The organism is Streptomyces sp. NPDC052042 (assembly GCF_044548345.1).
Classification (GTDB): Bacteria; Actinomycetota; Actinomycetes; order Streptomycetales; family Streptomycetaceae; genus Streptomyces.
Genome location: NZ_JBIUBU010000014.1, coordinates 122,555 through 139,509, shown reverse-complemented (window position 1 = coordinate 139,509; position 16,955 = coordinate 122,555). Strand labels below are relative to the sequence as shown.

At 71.0% G+C, this 16,955-nt stretch carries 15 protein-coding genes and 1 pseudogene; 9 read left to right on the top strand and 7 right to left on the bottom strand.

Annotated features, from left to right (window positions below):
• Positions 1-218 precede the first annotated feature (218 nt).
• Together ACIHCL_RS22980 and ACIHCL_RS22975 are read right to left on the bottom strand one after the other, a co-directional pair.
• A complete protein-coding gene (locus ACIHCL_RS22980; protein WP_399864355.1) occupies positions 219-1,565 on the bottom strand; it encodes a DUF692 domain-containing protein in 1,347 nt (448 codons plus the stop codon).
• Between the two features lie 230 nt (positions 1,566-1,795).
• Positions 1,796-2,536 carry a peptidyl-tRNA hydrolase gene (locus tag ACIHCL_RS22975; protein ID WP_399864410.1) on the bottom strand — a complete coding sequence of 247 codons (741 nt, stop codon included), beginning with the start codon at positions 2,534-2,536 and terminating at the stop codon, positions 1,796-1,798.
• Between the two features lie 93 nt (positions 2,537-2,629).
• Here ACIHCL_RS22975 and ACIHCL_RS22970 point away from each other — a divergent pair, with 93 nt between their 5' ends.
• Positions 2,630-3,307 (top strand): AIM24 family protein, encoded by a 678-nt coding sequence (locus ACIHCL_RS22970; RefSeq protein WP_399864354.1) that lies wholly within the window; start codon positions 2,630-2,632, stop codon positions 3,305-3,307.
• 169 nt (positions 3,308-3,476) lie between these two features.
• On the opposite strand, the gene ACIHCL_RS22965 is transcribed toward ACIHCL_RS22970, so the two are convergent.
• Positions 3,477-4,370 carry a polysaccharide deacetylase family protein gene (locus tag ACIHCL_RS22965; RefSeq protein WP_399864353.1) on the bottom strand — a complete coding sequence of 298 codons (894 nt, stop codon included), beginning with the start codon at positions 4,368-4,370 and terminating at the stop codon, positions 3,477-3,479.
• Positions 4,371-5,044: 674 nt separating this feature from the next.
• Here ACIHCL_RS22965 and ACIHCL_RS22960 point away from each other — a divergent pair.
• From ACIHCL_RS22960 to ACIHCL_RS22950, 3 genes are all read left to right on the top strand, one after another.
• Positions 5,045-5,398: a hypothetical protein gene (locus ACIHCL_RS22960; RefSeq protein ID WP_399864352.1), complete on the top strand. Its 354-nt coding sequence runs from the start codon at positions 5,045-5,047 to the stop codon at positions 5,396-5,398.
• 78 nt (positions 5,399-5,476) lie between these two features.
• Complete coding sequence (locus ACIHCL_RS22955) at positions 5,477-6,181, top strand: ABC transporter ATP-binding protein (RefSeq protein ID WP_399864351.1); 705 nt, start codon at positions 5,477-5,479, stop codon at positions 6,179-6,181.
• Entirely contained in the window at positions 6,178-8,355 is a 2,178-nt protein-coding gene (locus ACIHCL_RS22950) for an FtsX-like permease family protein (RefSeq protein WP_399864349.1), read from the top strand. The genes ACIHCL_RS22955 and ACIHCL_RS22950 overlap by 4 nt, the downstream gene beginning before the upstream one ends.
• Positions 8,356-8,569: 214 nt before the next feature.
• Here the strand turns inward: ACIHCL_RS22950 and ACIHCL_RS22945 are convergent.
• The 4 genes and pseudogenes from ACIHCL_RS22945 to zapE all read right to left on the bottom strand — a co-directional run.
• A pseudogene (locus ACIHCL_RS22945) lies at positions 8,570-8,656 on the bottom strand (IS5/IS1182 family transposase); the annotation flags it as partial.
• Between the two features lie 404 nt (positions 8,657-9,060).
• Positions 9,061-10,473, bottom strand: a complete 1,413-nt coding sequence (locus ACIHCL_RS22940; RefSeq protein WP_399864348.1) for an alkaline phosphatase PhoX — start codon at positions 10,471-10,473, stop codon at positions 9,061-9,063.
• A 277-nt stretch (positions 10,474-10,750) separates the two neighbouring features.
• Complete coding sequence (locus ACIHCL_RS22935; protein WP_399864346.1) at positions 10,751-11,176, bottom strand: OsmC family protein; 426 nt, start codon at positions 11,174-11,176, stop codon at positions 10,751-10,753.
• Positions 11,177-11,286: 110 nt separating this feature from the next.
• Positions 11,287-12,384, bottom strand: coding sequence for a cell division protein ZapE (zapE, locus tag ACIHCL_RS22930; protein ID WP_399864345.1), 1,098 nt, complete (start codon positions 12,382-12,384; stop codon positions 11,287-11,289).
• A 37-nt stretch (positions 12,385-12,421) separates the two neighbouring features.
• Between zapE and ACIHCL_RS22925 the strand changes: the two genes are divergently transcribed.
• The 5 genes from ACIHCL_RS22925 to ACIHCL_RS22905 all read left to right on the top strand — a co-directional run bounded on the left by ACIHCL_RS22925 (position 12,422) and on the right by ACIHCL_RS22905 (position 16,921).
• Positions 12,422-13,207 (top strand): pyrimidine reductase family protein, encoded by a 786-nt coding sequence (locus tag ACIHCL_RS22925; RefSeq protein WP_399864344.1) that lies wholly within the window; start codon positions 12,422-12,424, stop codon positions 13,205-13,207.
• 149 nt (positions 13,208-13,356) lie between these two features.
• Complete coding sequence (locus ACIHCL_RS22920) at positions 13,357-13,809, top strand: indole-3-glycerol phosphate synthase (RefSeq protein WP_399864409.1); 453 nt, start codon at positions 13,357-13,359, stop codon at positions 13,807-13,809.
• Between the two features lie 70 nt (positions 13,810-13,879).
• Entirely contained in the window at positions 13,880-15,274 is a 1,395-nt protein-coding gene (gene murC / locus ACIHCL_RS22915) for a UDP-N-acetylmuramate--L-alanine ligase (protein WP_399864342.1), read from the top strand.
• Positions 15,275-15,283: 9 nt separating this feature from the next.
• Positions 15,284-15,688 carry a peptide-methionine (R)-S-oxide reductase MsrB gene (msrB, locus tag ACIHCL_RS22910; protein WP_399864341.1) on the top strand — a complete coding sequence of 135 codons (405 nt, stop codon included), beginning with the start codon at positions 15,284-15,286 and terminating at the stop codon, positions 15,686-15,688.
• Between the two features lie 324 nt (positions 15,689-16,012).
• Entirely contained in the window at positions 16,013-16,921 is a 909-nt protein-coding gene (locus ACIHCL_RS22905; protein WP_399864339.1) for a type II CAAX prenyl endopeptidase Rce1 family protein, read from the top strand.
• The last annotated feature ends 34 nt before the right edge of the window (positions 16,922-16,955 follow it).

Below are 16,955 nucleotides of genomic sequence, written 5' to 3'. Positions count from 1 at the left end.
GCCCGCGGCGACCCCGGGCCCCGAGGGACGAGTCCGTCGTCCCGCCCGTCGGTCCCGTCCCGCCCTGCCAGGTGCGGGCGCGCGGCACGTACGGGGGCACGCTGGGCCCGGCCTCATCCGAGGCCGGGCCCAGCGCCGTATCCGATCGGGCACGGCGCCGTACCCACCGGAAGGCTCTTCCCCGACTCCACGCCCGTCGCTTCCGGGGGAGCGCCGGATCACCCGCCGAGCAGGGCCGTGCGGACGGCGCGCAGCAGCAGCGTGGCGCGGCCGGGCGGACGCGCGCCCGACCGGTCCTTCCACCAGTGGGTGAGCCGGCGCCGGGCCGCTGCGTCGGCGGGCCGACCGGTGCTCAGCAGTGCCTCCGCGAAGTCGAGAGCGTCCCGCCGGTACCCCCCGGCCATCGGACGGCGCTCGGCGTACGCGAGGAAGGCGTTCCGGTAGCCGGTGCCCAGGATCTCCGGAAGTTCCGGCGCCACCTTGGCGACCACCCCGGCCCGCTTGGCGGCCAGGGCCCGGCTCTGGACGCCGAGACGGCGCTCGTCGAAGCCGGGCGGGGCGGGAGCACCCGTGACGAGGGCGGACAGCAGGGCCGTCTGCGCCGCAGCCACCCGATCGCGAACGGCGTCCGGGGGCGCGGGAGGGGCGGGCAGCATGGTCGCGGGGGACGCGTCTGGACCGGCGGATGCGCCGGGGCCCGCGACCGGACACGACACGATGCCTCCGCCGCGCGCGGGCGCGACGGCCGCCCGGTCCAGCGTGGCGCGGATGGCGGTCAGTTCACCCGCCAGCTCCTCGGCCGGTGGGAAGGCGTCGTCGCGCTCCAGGAGGACACCGGGCGGGTCGACCCGGGAGCGGAGTTCGGCGAGGACGTCGAGCACCGGCCGGGTGACCGGATGGGCGTGGGTGTCGTGCCACACGCCGTCCTTCTCGACGCCGCCCGCCACATGCACGTACGCGATGGCCTCCACCGGCAGCGCGTCGAGCGCGGTGGCGGGGTCCTCCCCGCGGTTGACGTGGTTGGTGTACAGATTGGCGACATCGATCAGCAGCCGGACCCCGGTGCGCTCGACCAGCTCCGCCAGGAACTGCCCTTCCGTCAGCTCCTCGCCGGGCCAGGAGAGCAGTGCCGCGATGTTCTCCAGTGCCAGCGGCACCGGAAGCGACTCCTGGGTGATCCGCACGTTCTCGCACAGCACGTCCAGCGCCTCCCGGGTGCGGGGCACGGGCAGCAGATGGCCGGCCTCCAGCCGCGGCGACGCGGTGCGCGGCCCCCCGGCCCGTACGAACGCGATGTGCTCGGTGACCAGCGGCGCGCCGAGCAGTTCGGTGCGGGCCGCGAGCGCCGCCAGGCGTCCGGCGTCGGGGCGCTCGGCCCCGCCGAGGCCCAGCGAGACACCGTGCGGGACGACGGTGACACCGCGTTCCCTCAACCGCAGCAGCGCATCGGGCAGATGGCCGGTGCAGAGGTTCTCCGCAACCGCCTCCACCCAGTCGATTCCCGGCAGTGTCTCGACGGCGTCCGCGATCTCCGGCCGCCAGCCGATGCCGATCCCCAGCCTCATCGCCCCTCCTAGGTGCCGTGACGGCATTTGCTTCGCCGCCGTGCCGGGGTGATGGCCCCGGCCGACGGTGGCGAATCCGAAAGCGGGGACGTTCAGAGCTTGATCTGAGGTTCCCCGCCCGGTCCGGAGGCCGGCGGTCCGGGACGGTGCCCCGCACGGTCCCGGTGGGCCCGGTCCGGCCCCGGGACGCGCGGCGTGATCCGGGGCCCCGGCCGGTGGCACCGCCCCGCTCAGCCGCGCAGCGCGGGATGGTCGGCCACCACGGTGCACGAACCCGGAGCGATCTCGGTGAAACCGGCGTCACGCACCAGCGGGAGCCCGCTCGCCGTGAGTTCCCGCCAGCGGTCCGGGTCCGCGGTGGCGACGGAGAGCGGGAAGCCCGCCTCGCGCCATGCCTTGCGCTCCGTCTCCGACAGTTCCCACCAGGCAAGTTGCGCACCGTGCCCGACCTGCGCCATCGCCTTGCCCGCGGACATGTCCAGCTCGGGGCTGAGCCACAGCACCGGCTCCGCCGGGTCGGGCCCGGCCGGCGGCTCCGGGTCGTTCAGGTCCGTTCCCGACACCTGGAGCCGTGCCAGCTCCTTCGGCCAGCCGTCCAGCGGGACCGGCGGGAAGACCCGCACTTCGGCACGCTCGCCCGTGACCGTGATGCCGGGCAGCTCGGACGCCCTGCGCCACTCCGCGCCGCGGGCCCGCCGCACCACCTTGCGGATCCGGGCGTCCTCCCAGTCCCGGATCGCCCGGGACCACTCGCCCTCGCCCACCGAGCGCTCGTCGCTGAGCAGCACGAGCAACGCGCGGGCGGCGGTGCGCAGCGCGTCGGTACGGGCCGGGGGCGTCGCCTTCTCGATGCGCACGACCAACGGCAGGACGTACTGCGGAGCCGCGTCGCGGCTCGACCGGGCGGACTCGAACGGGCTGTCCGCCGGGACGGGGCCGGACGGCGTCGAGGATCCGGACGTCGCGGGCACGGGGGCGTTGTCGTCGTTCACTCGTACCAGTGTGCCAGCAGCACGGGACGCTCCTGTTGTCGGAACGGACTGCTCCGGGCGAGGATGCACCGCATGAAGAGCGATCTCTTTTCCAGTGAGTACCTGGCGCAGTCGGCCACGGCCCCGGGGATGACCCTGCAGAACGCCAAGTCCATCAAGTACGCCGTCAACGGTGAGATGCACGCCCGCCAGGGTTCGATGATCGCCTTCCGCGGCAATCTGCAGTTCGAGCGCAAGGGCCAGGGCATCGGCGGTCTGCTCAAGCGCGCCGTCACCGGTGAGGGGCTGCCGCTGATGGCCGTCCGGGGCCACGGCGAGGCGTGGTTCGCGCACGAGGCCGCCAACTGCTTCATCGTGGACATCGAGCAGGGCGACGCCCTCACCGTCAACGGCCGCAACGTCCTGTGCTTCGACCCCACGCTCTCCTACGAGATCAAGACCGTGAAGGGCGCGGGGATGGTCGGCGGCGGCCTCTTCAACAGCGTCTTCACCGGATACGGCAAGCTCGGCCTGATGTGCGAGGGGTATCCCATCGTGATACCCGTCACGGCCCAGCAGCCGGTGTTCGTCGACACGGACGCGGTGGTCGGATGGAGCGCCCACCTCACCACCTCGCTGCACCGCTCGCAGAGCTTCGGTTCGATGGTGCGCGGCGGATCCGGCGAGGCCGTCCAACTGCGGCTGGACGGTGAGGGCTTCGTGATCGTACGGCCCAGCGAGCTCAAGCAGGAGAGGCCGTCGGCCAACTGAGCACGGACGGGGTGCGACGCCGCTACGGACTGCGGGGACCACGGGTGCCGCGCGGCTGAACGGGACGAGGGAGGCCCGGCGCACGGCACGATCGGGCCGAGCACCGAAGAAGCCCCCGAAGCGACCCCCGACCACCCGTGTGTCCGGCAGGCTCGTCCGCGTGTCCGGTTCATCCGCGCATCAGGTCGGAGACCTTCACGAAGCGGTACCCGCGCTTGCGCAGTTCCGGCACCACCGTGCGCATCGCCGCCTCGGTGACCGGCGCCGCGCTGAGCGTGCAGTGCAGCACGACCAGTGAGCCCGGCCGCACCCCGTCCAGCACCTGCCGGGCCACCGCGTCCGCGTCCGTCGCGAAGGCGTCGCCGCCGACCACGTCCCACTGGACCGCCGTCACCCGCTCAGCCGCGAGCGCGCGCCGCGCGGTGTCGTCGTAACAGCCGCCGGGGAAACGGAAGTACGGCACCACCGCACGCACCCCGGCCTTCCGGAACGCGGAGAAGGCCCGCGCCACGTCCTTGCGCATATCGCCCTCCGTCAGGGCCGGCAGCCCGAAGCAGGGGGTCGCGAAGGCGTAGTGGCTGTACGAGTGGTTGGCGACCTCGAACAACGGATCGGCGCCGATGGAACGGGCCTGCGCCGGATACTCCTCGGCCCACCGGCCGGTCATGAACACCGTCGCGGGCACCCGCGACCTCCGCAGCAAGTCGATCAGCCCGGGATTGTCGAAGCGTTCGCCCGCCGCCGCGCGCGGTCCCTGGGCGGCGGTCATATCGGCGTCGAAGGTCAGCGCCACCACCTTCCCGCCGCCCCTCGCCCCATGGGAGAAGACCGGGGTCAGCCCGTCGGGGCCGGGGACCAGTACGGGCGGCGACGGCACGGTGGAGGGGGAGGCGCCAGGGGAGGGCGCGGTCGACAGGCCGTGACGGGAGGCGGCGGTCGCGGACGGGTGCCCGTCGGTGGGGGAGGGGCCGGGGCTCCCGCATCCGACGAGACCGCCGCCGAGGACCGCACCCGCCACCCCCAGTAAGGCCAGGTCCGTCAGTTTCCATGCGAATTTGGTCACTTACGGAAAATATCCGCCGATGCGATGCGGGATGGCGCAGGGGATCGCGGCGGGCGCGCGTCCGCACCGGAATCACCCGCCCCGCCGACGGGCGGTCGCCCGACGGGGCGTCGGGCGTCGACCGCACCGTCGGCGGTCGACGCCCCGGCTCGGAGCACCCGGAGGGCCGTCACCTTCCATCGCCCTCCTCGACGCCCAGTCATAACGGAGCGTCATTGAATACGGAAGTTGTGCCGGAACCCCCTGTCGCGTACAAAGCCATTCCTCGACGATCACGGGAGGCGGCCCGCTGAGCACAGTTCCTGATCAGGCCATTCCCGCCGCGGTGACCCTGATGGGAATAGTCCGAAACCTCAGCATGGAATCCGGGCTCCGGATGATCGAAAACTGAGTGTGCTGCTGCCCCAGCGCCTCGGTGCCGGCCATTCCGGATGCCGAGTCCCCCAGGTGGACCGCGGTCTGATTTGTCCGTTTTCATTGGCTCGGACCTTTTCAGGCCAAGAGGGAATAGCCCATGGTGTTTCCGACGAGATCTGCTGAGGATGTCGGTGCGCGAGGGGCTCATGGGGTGCACCCGGCCAGGGGAGGCCGGTGCACTGCCGAGAGGCGCCGTACATGACCCTCGCGTCACATCGGGCCCCACCAGGGCTCTCATCCAAGGGGAGGACTACCCAATGCGTCGAATAGCGAAGCTGGCTGCCGTCGTCGTCACCGCGGCAGCCTTCAGCGCTCCCGCCATGGCTCAGGCCAAGACATCCTGGGTCTTCAACAGCTACAGCCAGGACTTCTCCTACAGCGGCACGTCCTGGGCAGGCGTCAAGGCATGCGATGGGGACACCGACGGCAACTCCGTCATGGGCCACTTCACGCGTGACAACACCTCGTCGTACACCGTTCACGAGCAGCGCGGCAACGGGTACTGCAGCTCCAGCGGCTCCGACACCAAGAACCGCGTGGCCAAGCACCGTTCGCAGCAGATCCGTGACTGGGCCACCGACCCGTACGGTCCCTGGCAGTACCGGGTCTGATCACCAGTAAGCCACCGCGCGGAGCCGGCGCCTGTGAAGAGCGCCGGCTCCGCGCCGCCCGGCCTAGATAGAGGACACGTGAGTACTGAGTTGCGCAGCCGGAAGACGGCCGCGGTGGAAGTTGAGAACCTGCACTACGGCATCGGCGATCGCCGCCTCCTCGACGGACTGACCCTCGACGTACCTGCTGGGTCGTCTGTCGCGGTCACGGGTCCCAGTGGTTCGGGAAAGACGACGCTGCTGTGCTGTTTGAGTGGTTTGGTCATCCCTTCCTCCGGCGTGGTGCGCGTAGGTGGCGTCGATATCGCGAAGGCGTCCGCAGGTGAGCGTGCCGCCCTGCGATTGCGCACTGTGGGGACCGTGTATCAGTTCGGTGAACTGATCCCAGAACTGTCTCCGTTGGAGAACGCGGCCCTGCCCGTCCTCCTTGCTGGGGGTAGCGCAAAGGGCGCGTACGCGGACGCGCAGCAGTTGCTGGACGAACTCGGTGTGCAGGGTGCGTCGTCGAAGGCGACGGCAGCGCTGTCGGGCGGGGAACGTCAGCGCGTTGCGGTCGCGCGGGCGCTGATCGGTAAGCCCTCTGTGGTACTGGCGGACGAACCCACAGGGTCTCTTGACCAGCGAACCGGGGACGTGGTGGCCGACCTGCTGTTCGGTCTCCCGGCCCGCTTCGGGTGCGCCTTGATCGTGGTCACGCACAACCCGCAGATTGCAGACCGCGCCGATCGGTCCCTTGAGCTGGCGGAAGGTCGACTGGTCGCCGACTCGGGGGAGGCCGGGTGAACAGGCATCTGACGATGCTCCGCCTGGGACACCGAGTGGGGCGGGCGAGTGGGGCGTCCGGCCTGGTGCACCGCTTCGGGCTCTTCGCCGCGTCCTTCCTCGTTCTCATGGTGGCCTGGAGTCTCTTCGCGGTGGACGCCAGTCTGGAAGCCAGACAGGAGAGGCAGGATGCCCGCTCTCCGGTCCTGACCGACCAGCGGCAGGAAGCCGTGGCCCGGTGGCTGGAGCGCCCGGACTACGCGGACGGCGAAGCGGTGTCCGTGATCTTCACCGAACCTCTGAGTACTTCCGCGCCCCGTCCTCCGGGTCTTGACCGGTGGCCAGAGAAGGGCGAGGTGTTCCTCTCCCCGCAGGCTGCCAAGCATGCCGATGGGGCACTCGTCTCTCGCTATGGCACGATGGCGGGAACCATCGGTCGGCAGGGCCTGACCGAGCCCGATGAGTTGCTTGTCTACACTCGCTCCCCCATCGAGGGGATCTTCGATGAGACGACCCATAACACCTTCGTCTCCGGCTTCGGGCGTCCGGGGTCCCAATTCCTCGACTATTTCACGGTCAGTCACCAGTTCGAGCGCTCCCCAATAGACCTGTGGGTACTGCTTCTGCTGTTCACGGTGCTGCCGACGGCAGCCGCCCTCGTAGTTGTCGTACGAGGAGGCTCGGAGCTGAGGGACCGCCGTATCTCGATGCTCGAAGCTCTCGGTGCTTCCCGCATGTCGCGGCTCCTCGTGGTGATCGGTGAGGCCGCTGCCCCGGTGGCCGCGGGTTCGCTACTGGCCGCGGTCACCGCGTGGGCGACGACCCTCTGGGACACCCGTCTTCCTTTCACCGGGTATACCGTCAGCGCTGACGATCTCGGCCGCATGCGTCCATGGCTCCCGATCCTGATCGTGGCCACAGCCGCTCTCGTCACGGGCATCAGCGCCCTGCGGTACGCCAGACCGCCCAAGCGGACCTCCACCCGCCCTCAGCAGACCAAGACCACATCGGGCCGAACAACGTGGATCCTCTGCGGGACCGGATCCACACTGTGCCTATACGGAACGTGGCGCGCGGACGGTCCCGGCCGGGTCCTCTTCTTCCTGGGCGCCGTGCTCGTGCTCGGCGTTCTGCCGAGCCTCGGGGGGCGTTTGTCGGGTGCGCTCGGTTCAGCTATCGCCTCCTTCTCCGCCCGCCGGGGAGGTCCCGCCGGCCTGATCGCCGGACGGTGGCTCGCGGCCCGCCCGATCGTCCTCGCCGTGCTCAGCGCATCGATGATCGTGGGGCTGGGGCTGACAACGCTGGGACAGGTCGTCACCAGCCAGCTCGAAGGGCCGGAAATCGTCGCCAGACAACTGGCCGGCGCAACGGACCGCAACGCGGTACTGATCAACGCCTCCGGGGACCCCTCCCGGTTCGACCGGCTCCGCAAGGACCTCCCTGGACAGCCCTCGGTCCTCCTGTACTCGGAGAACGATAGGACCGTGCTTTCCGGTGCCTGTACGTCGCTGGCCTTCTTTGGCCCGATGACAGCCTGCCCCAAAAAGAACACGGCTCTGGCCGACGTCACCAAAAATATCGGGCCGGTCCCACAACGAGCGCTGGCCGTCCTTGGGCTCACTCCGGACAGCGTAAGCGTCACGTCCAAGCACCCCCACATCACGGACCCTGAAAGGGTCTCACTCGTCGTCTTCAACACGGAGGACGACGCTGGAGCCGACCGGGTCTGGGCAGCGGCCTACCGAACCCTGGGCCTTCCCATGCTCGAAGTGCCCGTGGAGTCAGGAATGCTGGGGGCACAAGCGCGAGCCGGATATGTCAAATGGGTCCTGGACGCGGCACTCATCGGCTTGGTTGCTCTCGTCCTGGCCGGGATGGTGGGTGCGGCATCGGTCTTCGACGACCAGGCACGCAGCCTCGGCCCGATCGCCTCGTTCCGCAATGATCGGCGCTTCTACGTGCAGGTCGCCTTCTGGAACCTTTCCGTCCCGCTTGCGGTCGTCGGGGTCGGCGCAGGCGCCGCCACCTATGTGCTCGGCCAGATGCTGTTGTCCATCGGCGACGGCGGCGAGCTCTCAGTCGGGCTCGTTGCCACCGGCTCTCTTTTGATCGCTTTCGGTGGCCTCGTCGTCGCCGTCGTGTGTGGTGAGATCGCCGTGCGCCGCGCTCGAACGTGGCGCCCCACTGGCGATTGACGCGACCTGACCACTGAAGGCCCGGCCGTTCATGCCCGCTCACAGGGCTGTGGACGGCCGGGCCTCAGCCGATGGGTGGGCGGACCGGGATGGCGTTGTCGGGCATCGGAGCCTGGTCCGCTGACGCTGCCTTCCCCGAGACGATCGTCACCGACATCGCGAGCTACAGCGACATCGTCTTCGGGCTGCTCGCCACGGCGGGGGCGTCCCCTCAGCCCCGGATCGGTGGGACGGCGTCCGGCAGCGGCAGGAGCTGAGTGACGTCGCTCCGGTTCCCGCCGGTCAGCGTCACGGCGAGCGGCTTGTCGTCCGGGGCGAGCTGCTGTGTTGCGGTCATCCCCTGCGCGTACCGGCCGGACCCTTCTGACGTGGGCGTTCAGAAGAGCTTTGCCTGTTCTTGGCGCGGGAGAGATGTCGGTGGATTGCTCCGCCGAGGTCGCGCCAGGCCGGTGGGCCGAATCCGTAGGCGGCTTGCAGGCCAGGGTTGTGGATACTGCCTTCCCGGCCGAAGGTGGGCGTCGGCCGGGTGGCTCAGACCGGACATCGAGGGGGCTTCTGACCAAGCTCCTATCAGGTCGTGTTCCGCCCGGCCGGAGCCATGAGAACCGGTCCCGGCGGCCGGACAGAACAACTTGAGGACGGCCCAGCAGGGCGTCAGTCAGTGCCCAAGCCACGGCCACCGGAACCTGAGTATCGGCATCGGTGTCAGTGCCAGGGCCCCGTCACCGCGAACGTCGTCCCCGGCGTGTAGCAGTTGACGTACATCGTCCTGCCGTCCGGGGCGAACGTGACTCCGGCGAACTCGCCCCACTCCGGCTTCTGCTCCGTCCCGGTGTTCTGCCGTCCCCGCGCCATCGGGTACACCTCGCCGCCGCGCGTCAGGCCGAACACGTGTTGCGCGCCGTCGCCGTCCTCGCACACCATCAGCCCGCCGTCCGGGGCCAGGCAGATGTTGTCGGGCGATTCGCCGGGCAGGTCGACGTCCTTGCCGGGTCCGAACGCGACGACCAGCGTGAGCCGGCGCCGCCCCGGCTCGTACCGCCACACCTGGCCCTGGTGGTCGGCGGCCGACCCCTCCGCGCCGCGTGCGAAGCTGGAGACGAAGTAGACGGAGGAACCGCCCCAGTAGCAGCCTTCCAGCTTCTGCGCGTGTGTGATGCCCTTCGGCCCGAAGTCCTGGAAGCGGATGGGGGTCCCGGCCGCCAGTGGGTCTGGCACGGGCACCCACTCGACACCGTCGAAGCGCGCGCCGGCCTCCTGGACCGCGGACAGGTCGGGGATGCCCGGCACCCGCATGGCCTCCAGCCGGCCGCCGGCCCGCAGCGATCCGGTCCCGCCGAGCGGCTGGTGCGGCAGGAAGCGGTAGAAGAGCCCGAACGGCCTCTCGAACGCGTCCTCGGTCTCGTACACGATCCCGGACCTCGGGTCGATCGCGATCGCCTCGTGCTGGAAGCGGCCCATCGCGGTGAGGGGCACCGCACCGGTGCGGCGCGGATCGGCGCCGTCCACCTCGAAGACGAAGCCGTGGTCCTTGGTGTAGCCGTCGGTGCCGGCCTTGTCCTCGGTCTCCTCGCAGGTGAGCCAGGTGTTCCACGGGGTGCGTCCGCCCGCGCAGTTGACCGCCGTACCGGCGATGGCGACGCGTTCGCCCAGGACGTTGCCGCGGCCGTCCAGTTCCAGTGCGGTGCAGCCGCCCTTGCCCATCGGGTCGTAGGTGATCCCCTCGACGGCCGGGACCGGGATCGCCGCGTCGGCACGGTTCTCGTGGTTGCGCACGAGACGGACGTGCCCGTGCCGGTCCGCGAAGGCGGCCATGCCATCGTGATGGCTGGGGACCAGGCCCTCGCCGGAGCGGAGCGGGTCGCCCTCCCGGGACAGCACCCGGTGGCGGAAGCCCTTCGGGAGGTCGAGCAGGCCGTCGGGGTCGGGGACCAGCGGGCCGTAGCCGCTGTGTCCGCTGTGGACGGTGTGTCCGCCGCGGTTCCCGGGGCGGCCGGGGGCCTGGGCGACGGCGGTTCTGGCGAAGAGTTCGCAGAAAGCCCCGGCGAAGGCGATCGAGGCGACGGCCGCACCGCCGCCCGACAGGACCTGCCGTCGGGTGGCCGGGCGCCGTGACACCGCGGGGGGCGTGCCCCGCGACGCGGGGGACGAGGTGTCCTGCGATGCTGCGGGTGACGAGTCTCGTGGCGCTGTGGATGGCATGAGGCGACTCCCTGCTGGCGGACAGGAGAAGTGACCCGCATGTGTGTACCACGCGCGTCGGCGCGCGGGAACGGTGCGCGTCACGGTGCCTCACGCGTGTAACGGGCCCCGGAACCACCGAGGTCGTGTCCGCCACATGCCGGTGGGACGTGGCGGACGGCGCCGAGGTGCCGGGCTCCGGGGCCCGCGGGGATCAGGCCAGGGACGCGCTGAGCGTGATCGTCGTGCCCGTGAGCGCCTGGCTGACCGGGCAGTTCGCCTTGGCGCCCTCGGCGGCCTCGACGAAGCCCGCCTCATCGATCCCCGGCACCTCGCCCTGGACGGTGAGGTGGATACCGGTGATGCCGGTGCCGGGCTGGAAGGTGACCTCGGCACGGGTGTTCAGCCGGGTCGGCGGGGTGCCCGCCTTCGCCAGCCCGTTGGACAGCGCCATCGAGAAGCAGCTGGAGTGCGCCGCCGCGATGAGCTCCTCCGGGCTGGTCTTCCCGTTCGCCTGCTCCGCACGGGACGGCCACGAGACGTCGTGGTCGCCGATGCCGGAGGAGTCGAAGGTGACGACGCCCTTGCCCTGGAGCAGATCGCCTTCCCAGACCGTGTGCGCCTGACGTGTGGTAGCCATGCCGGTTTCCCTTCGAACGGTGTGCGCGGTTGATACGGGATGCCTCCGGGGCGCCCGTGCGGAACGTCCCGGAATCCGTGCTCCCCGGAACGGGGGACACGCCCCCGAACCTACTGCGCCACGAGCCCCTTCGCGTCGCGTGCCAGCGCCGTGAGCCGGGAGATCGCCCGGAAATACTTCTTGCGGTACCCGCCGTTCAGCATCTCGTCGCTGAACAGCGCGTCGAAGGGCACCCCGGCGGCGAGCACCGGCACCTCGCGGTCGTACAACCGGTCGGCGAGGACGACCAGCCGCAGTGCGGTCGCCTGGTCGGGCACCGCCTGGACCTCGGTGAGGCAGACCGCCCGCACGCCGTCCGTCAGCGCGCCGTAGCGGCTCGGGTGCACCCGGGCGAGATGCGCGAGCAGCGAGGGGAAGTCGTCCAGGCTGGCGCCCTCGGTGGCGTACGCGGCCCGGGTGACCTGCTCCTCGGAGAACGGCGCCGGGGCTTCGGGCAGTCCGCGGTGGCGGTAGTCCTCGCCGTCGATCCGCAGTGGGCGGAAGTGCGAGGACAGTCCCTGGATCTCCCGCATGAAGTCGGCGGCGGCGAACCGGCCCTCGCCGAGCTTGCCGGGCAGTGTGTTGGAGGTCGCCGCGAGGGCGACCCCCTCCTCCACCAGCCTGCTCAGCAGCGACGACACCAGCACCGTGTCACCCGGGTCGTCCAGTTCGAACTCGTCGATGCACAGGAGCCGGTGTCCGCTCAGCGTCTTCACGGTCTGCTGGAAGCCCAGCGCGCCGACCAGGTTCGTCAGCTCGACGAAGGTGCCGAACGCCTTCAGCGCGGGCGCGGCGGGCGTGGCGTGCCAGAGGGAGGCCAGCAGGTGGGTCTTGCCGACACCGTAGCCGCCGTCGAGATAGACCCCGAGGGGGGCGCCGGCCGGGGCCGTCTTCCGGCCGAACAGCCACCGCGTCCGCTTCCCGGAGCCGGTGGCGTGCGCGCCGCCGAGCCCGGCCGCGAAGCCGCTCAGCACGTCGACCGCCTCGCGCTGGCTCGGCTGCTTCGGGTCCGGTACGTACGTGTCGAAACGCACGGCGTCGAAGCGCGGCGGCGGCACCATCTCGGCGACCAGACGATCGGCGGGTACGTGCGGCTCGCGGGCGCACAGGGACAGCGGGGCCGTTTCGGCTATGGGGCTCTGCCCCGGCACGGCGGTGGAGGACGACACAACCCCTCACTCTACGGGCCGTGGAAGACTGCCGGACATGCGACGTCTGTTCCCTGTGACCGACCCGACACCGACCGACGACGAAGGGGAGTGGAGCCTGGACGACCTGGCCGACGCCTACGCGTACCCCGAGACGGACGGTCCCTGGCTGCGCGCCAACATGGTCTCGACGCTCGACGGCGCCGCTCAGCACGACGGGCGTTCCCAGCCGATCTCCTGCGCGAGCGACATGCGGATCTTCGGCACCCTGCGCGCCCTGGCCGACGTGGTCGTGGCGGGCGCGGAGACGGTGCGGCGGGAGGGCTACCGGCCTGCCCGGGCCCGTGAGGCGTTCGCCGCTCGCCGGGCCGCGGCCGGACAGGGGCCCGCCCCGGCGGTCGCCGTGGTGAGCGGCGGCCTGGACCTGGACTTCTCGCTGCCGCTCTTCGTGTCGCCGCTCGTCCCGACCCTGGTACTCACCGGCTCCGGGGCCCCGGCCGGCCGGATGGCGGCGGCGCGCGACGCGGGTGCCGAGGTGGTGATCGCCGGGGAGGGGAACCGGGTGGACCCCGCCAGAGTGGTGCGGGAACTGGCGGGCCGCGGTTTCCGGCGGCTGCTGACCGAGGGCGGGCCGAGGCTGCTGGGCCAGTTCGTGGCGGCGGGGGTGCTGGACGAGCTCTGTCTGACCGTCGCGCCGATGCTGACCGCCGGGGACGCGCAGCGGATCGCGGGCGGTCCGTCGATGGCCGTGCCGGAACGATTCGCCTTGGCGTCGGTCCTGGAGGAGGACGGGTTCCTGTTCACCCGTTACCGTCGGGGTCGGCACGAGGACCGCCGGAGCTGACACGCGGCGGAACTCATCGTTCCGTTTAACTTCCGGTGGGCACAATTACTCTCGCAGACCCCGTGGGAACACGGGGAAGGATGGTTTCAGCAGAGACCGGCGACGGTTACTGATGCAGAAGGGCACCCGTGGTGTTCACCAGCGTTTTGATGATCGAGAAGGCCCTCACTTCCGAGGACGTGGACTTCGTCACCACCTTGCACGGTGACGAGGCGACCTCCTTCGTCGTGCTCATACAGCCGCGCGGTGACCAGGCCGACGTGCTGCTGCGCGCCATCGACGACCTGGCCATGGGCGAGCTGAGAGGGGCGGCCCGGGAGATCGAGGAGCCGGAGGGCAAGGACGCCCGGCGGTCGGCCGAACTGGCACTCGAAGTGTCGCTGGAAGCGCTGAGACAGGCGGGCTCCGAAGCGGTCGGACAGGTGGTCGAGGATCATCCGCTGGACAAGCTGAAGTCCGTGGTCGAGGAGGCGGAGGCGGACGAGGTCATCGTGCTGACCGCGCCCCACTACGTGGAGGAGTTCTTCCACCGGGACTGGGCCTCGCGCGCCCGTCACAAGGTCGGCGTACCGGTGCTCAAGCTCTTCGCACACAGCGAATAGGCTTGGCCCGCGGTCCGCACTGGCACCGGTCCGCGACCGAGAAGACACCCAGTACCCGGAGGACTCACACATGGCACCCGGTATTCCTGCCGCCATGGAACGGCCGCACTTCATCGGCATCGGCGGCGCCGGAATGTCGGGCATCGCGAAGATCCTCGCCCAGCGTGGCGCGAAGGTCGCGGGCAGCGACGCCAAGGAGTCGGACACGGCCGCGGCGCTCCGGGCGCTGGGGGCGACCGTCCACATCGGGCACGCCGCCGGGAACCTGGCGGACGACGCCTCGTGCGTGGTCGTCTCCAGCGCCATCCGCCCCGACAACCCGGAGCTGGTGCGCGCCGCCGAACTGTCCGTCCCCGTCGTGCACCGCTCCGACGCGCTGGCCTCCCTCATGGGCGGCCTGCGCGCCATCGCGGTCGCGGGTACGCACGGCAAGACGACCACCACCTCGATGCTGGCCGTCGCCCTGTCCGGGCTGGGCCTCGACCCCTCGTACGCCATCGGCGGCGACCTCGACGGCCCCGGCACCAACGCCACGCACGGCGAGGGCGAGATCTTCGTCGCCGAGGCGGACGAGAGCGACCGCAGCTTCCAGAAGTACGACCCCGAGGTCGCCATCGTCCTCAACGTCGAACTGGACCACCACGCGAACTACGCCTCGATGGACGAGATCTACGAGTCCTTCGAGGCGTTCACCGCCAAGATCGTCCCCGGCGGCACGCTGGTGGTCTCCGCCGACCAGCCCGGCGCCGTCGAGCTGACCGGGCGGCTGCGCGACCGCTCCGGGCTGAACGTCGTCACCTACGGCGAGGCCGAGTCCGCCGACGTGCGCGTCCACCGGATCACCCCGCGCGGGATGACCAGCGAGGTCACGATCCTCCTGAACGGGAAGTACCTCACCTTCACGGTCTCCGTGCCCGGCCGCCACTTCGCGCTCAACGCGGTCGCGGCCCTCGCCTCCGGTGTCGCCCTCGGCATCCCGGCCCACAACCTCGCCTCCGCGCTCGGCACGTACACCGGGGTCAAGCGCCGCCTCCAGCTCAAGGGCGAGGCCGCGGGCGTGCAGGTGATCGACTCGTACGCGCACCACCCCACCGAGATGGCCGCGGACCTCGAAGCGATGCGCGGCGCCGCGTCCGACGCCCGCCTCCTGGTCGTCTTCCAGCCCCACCTCTTCTCCCGCACCCAGGAACTGGGCACCGAGATGGGCCGGGCCCTCGCCCTGGCCGACGCCTCCGTGGTCCTGGACATCTACCCGGCCCGCGAGGACCCGATCCCCGGCATCACCAGCGACCTGATCATCGACGCGGCCCGCGCGGCGGGCGCCGACGTCACCGCCGTCCACGACAAGGCCGCGGTCCCCGGCGTCGTCGCGGGAATGGCCAAGCCCGGCGACCTCGTTCTCACCATGGGCGCGGGCGACGTCACGGACCTCGGCCCGCGCATCCTGGACCACCTGTCGAGCTGAGGGAGCGACGTGTCGTACGACATCGAGAAGCCGGACGAGCAGTGGCGGGCGGAGCTGACCCCCGCCGAGTACGCGGTCCTGCGCCAGGCCGGCACCGAACCCGCCTTCGTCGGTGAATACACCGACACCAAGACCGCTGGGCTCTACTCCTGCCGCGCCTGCGGCGCGGAGCTGTTCCGCTCCGACACCAAGTTCGAGTCGCACTGCGGCTGGCCGTCGTTCTACGACCCCAAGGACACGGACGCGGTCGAACTGATCGAGGACCGCAGCCACGGCATGGTCCGCACCGAGGTCCGCTGCGCCCGCTGCGGATCGCACCTCGGCCATGTCTTCGAGGGCGAGGGCTACCCGACCCCGACCGACCAGCGGTACTGCATCAACTCGATCTCGCTGCGCCTGACCCCCGACGCCTGACGTCCGACGCGGCGTGCCGCGGTGCGTACCGAACGGCCCGGGGCGGCGATGCCGAGGGCCGTTCCGTACGCGTGGATGGGCGACTGCGCGATGCCGAGCCGCCGCATCCGGCCCCGGACAGCTCCTGACCACGGCGGCCCGCAGTTCTGTGAGGCGCACCGGTTCCGTGGTGACGGTGCTCCGTCGAACGGTGTACAGCGGATTCCTTCGCACGGACGACGGTCATGACGCGCGGACAGGTGAGGCTGGACGGGCGCCCGAGGTGCCGTGTGCCGCCGCCCGGGCGAGTTCCGCGTTCCTCCGCGGCCGAGATCCGGGAGCATCGTGTCCTCACCTCGCCTCCGCGCGTCCTCGCTCGTGTCCTCGACCCCGTCCGGTGGAGCCGGGGCGGTCGCACGGGCACTGGGCGGCGGCCTCGTCATGGCCGTGGCGCTCGGCGTCGGCACCGGGTTCGGCCCGGCCCTCGCCGACGCCGCCGGGCTCGATCAGCTGCCGGCCCGACTGGTCCCGGCCGTGCTCGTCACCGCGGTGGCCGTACCCCTGATCCTTCGCACGGCACGTCGCGGTTCGCTCGGGTTCGGCCGCCCGGGACCGAGCCTGCGGGCCTTCCTCACCGGAGCCGGCGTGACGGGCGCGGCGGCGGCACTCGTGCTGGGCGCGGGTACAGCGGTGGGGATGCTGGACTGGGCGCGGCCCGATGTCACCGCCCTGGCCGGTTTCCTCCTCTCCAACTCCGTCGTCGCGTTTCTGCTGGAGGCCCTGCCGGAGGAGACCACGCTGCGCGGCTACACCTGGACCTCGCTGCGCGAGCGGTTCGGGGCGGCGGCCTCGGCCCTCGGCACCACAGCGGTCTTCCTGATGGTGCCCGGTGCTTCGACGGCGGTGCAGGCCGGGGCGGCACGGCTGTTCGGGGACGATTCCCCGCCTATCGGCCTGGCACCGGGCGGTCAGAACCCGGTCGACTACCTCGTCCTGCTGACGGTTTTCGGCCTCATGCTCGTCGCCGCGAGGACGGCCGTGACCGAGGCCCCGCTGTGGGCCGCCATCGGCGCGCACCTCACCTTTCTGACCGTCAACCGGATCGTGCTGGAGGGTGACGAGCGTGGTGCGGGCCTGTCGGTGGAGCGGACGACACCGGACGCGCCGCTGCTCGTTCCGGCGTATCTGCTGGTCGCGACCGTCGTGTTCGTCGCAGCGGGCCGCATCGCACGTCGCGCCTCGCGCGAGCCGTGAGGCGGATGCCCGTCGGAGAAACGCCGCAGAACGT

Excerpts from the sequence above, each read along its gene's own strand:
- ACIHCL_RS22960 (WP_399864352.1), top strand. The coding sequence starts at position 5,045 with ATGCGTCGAATAGCGAAGCTGGCTGCCGTCGTCGTCACCGCGGCAGCC.
- ACIHCL_RS22925 (WP_399864344.1), top strand. The coding sequence starts at position 12,422 with ATGCGACGTCTGTTCCCTGTGACCGACCCGACACCGACCGACGACGAA.
- ACIHCL_RS22980 (WP_399864355.1), bottom strand. The coding sequence starts at position 1,565 with ATGAGGCTGGGGATCGGCATCGGCTGGCGGCCGGAGATCGCGGACGCC.
- murC (WP_399864342.1), top strand. The coding sequence starts at position 13,880 with ATGGCACCCGGTATTCCTGCCGCCATGGAACGGCCGCACTTCATCGGC.
- ACIHCL_RS22920 (WP_399864409.1), top strand. The coding sequence starts at position 13,357 with ATGATCGAGAAGGCCCTCACTTCCGAGGACGTGGACTTCGTCACCACC.
- ACIHCL_RS22970 (WP_399864354.1), top strand. The coding sequence starts at position 2,630 with ATGAAGAGCGATCTCTTTTCCAGTGAGTACCTGGCGCAGTCGGCCACG.
- ACIHCL_RS22935 (WP_399864346.1), bottom strand. The coding sequence starts at position 11,176 with ATGGCTACCACACGTCAGGCGCACACGGTCTGGGAAGGCGATCTGCTC.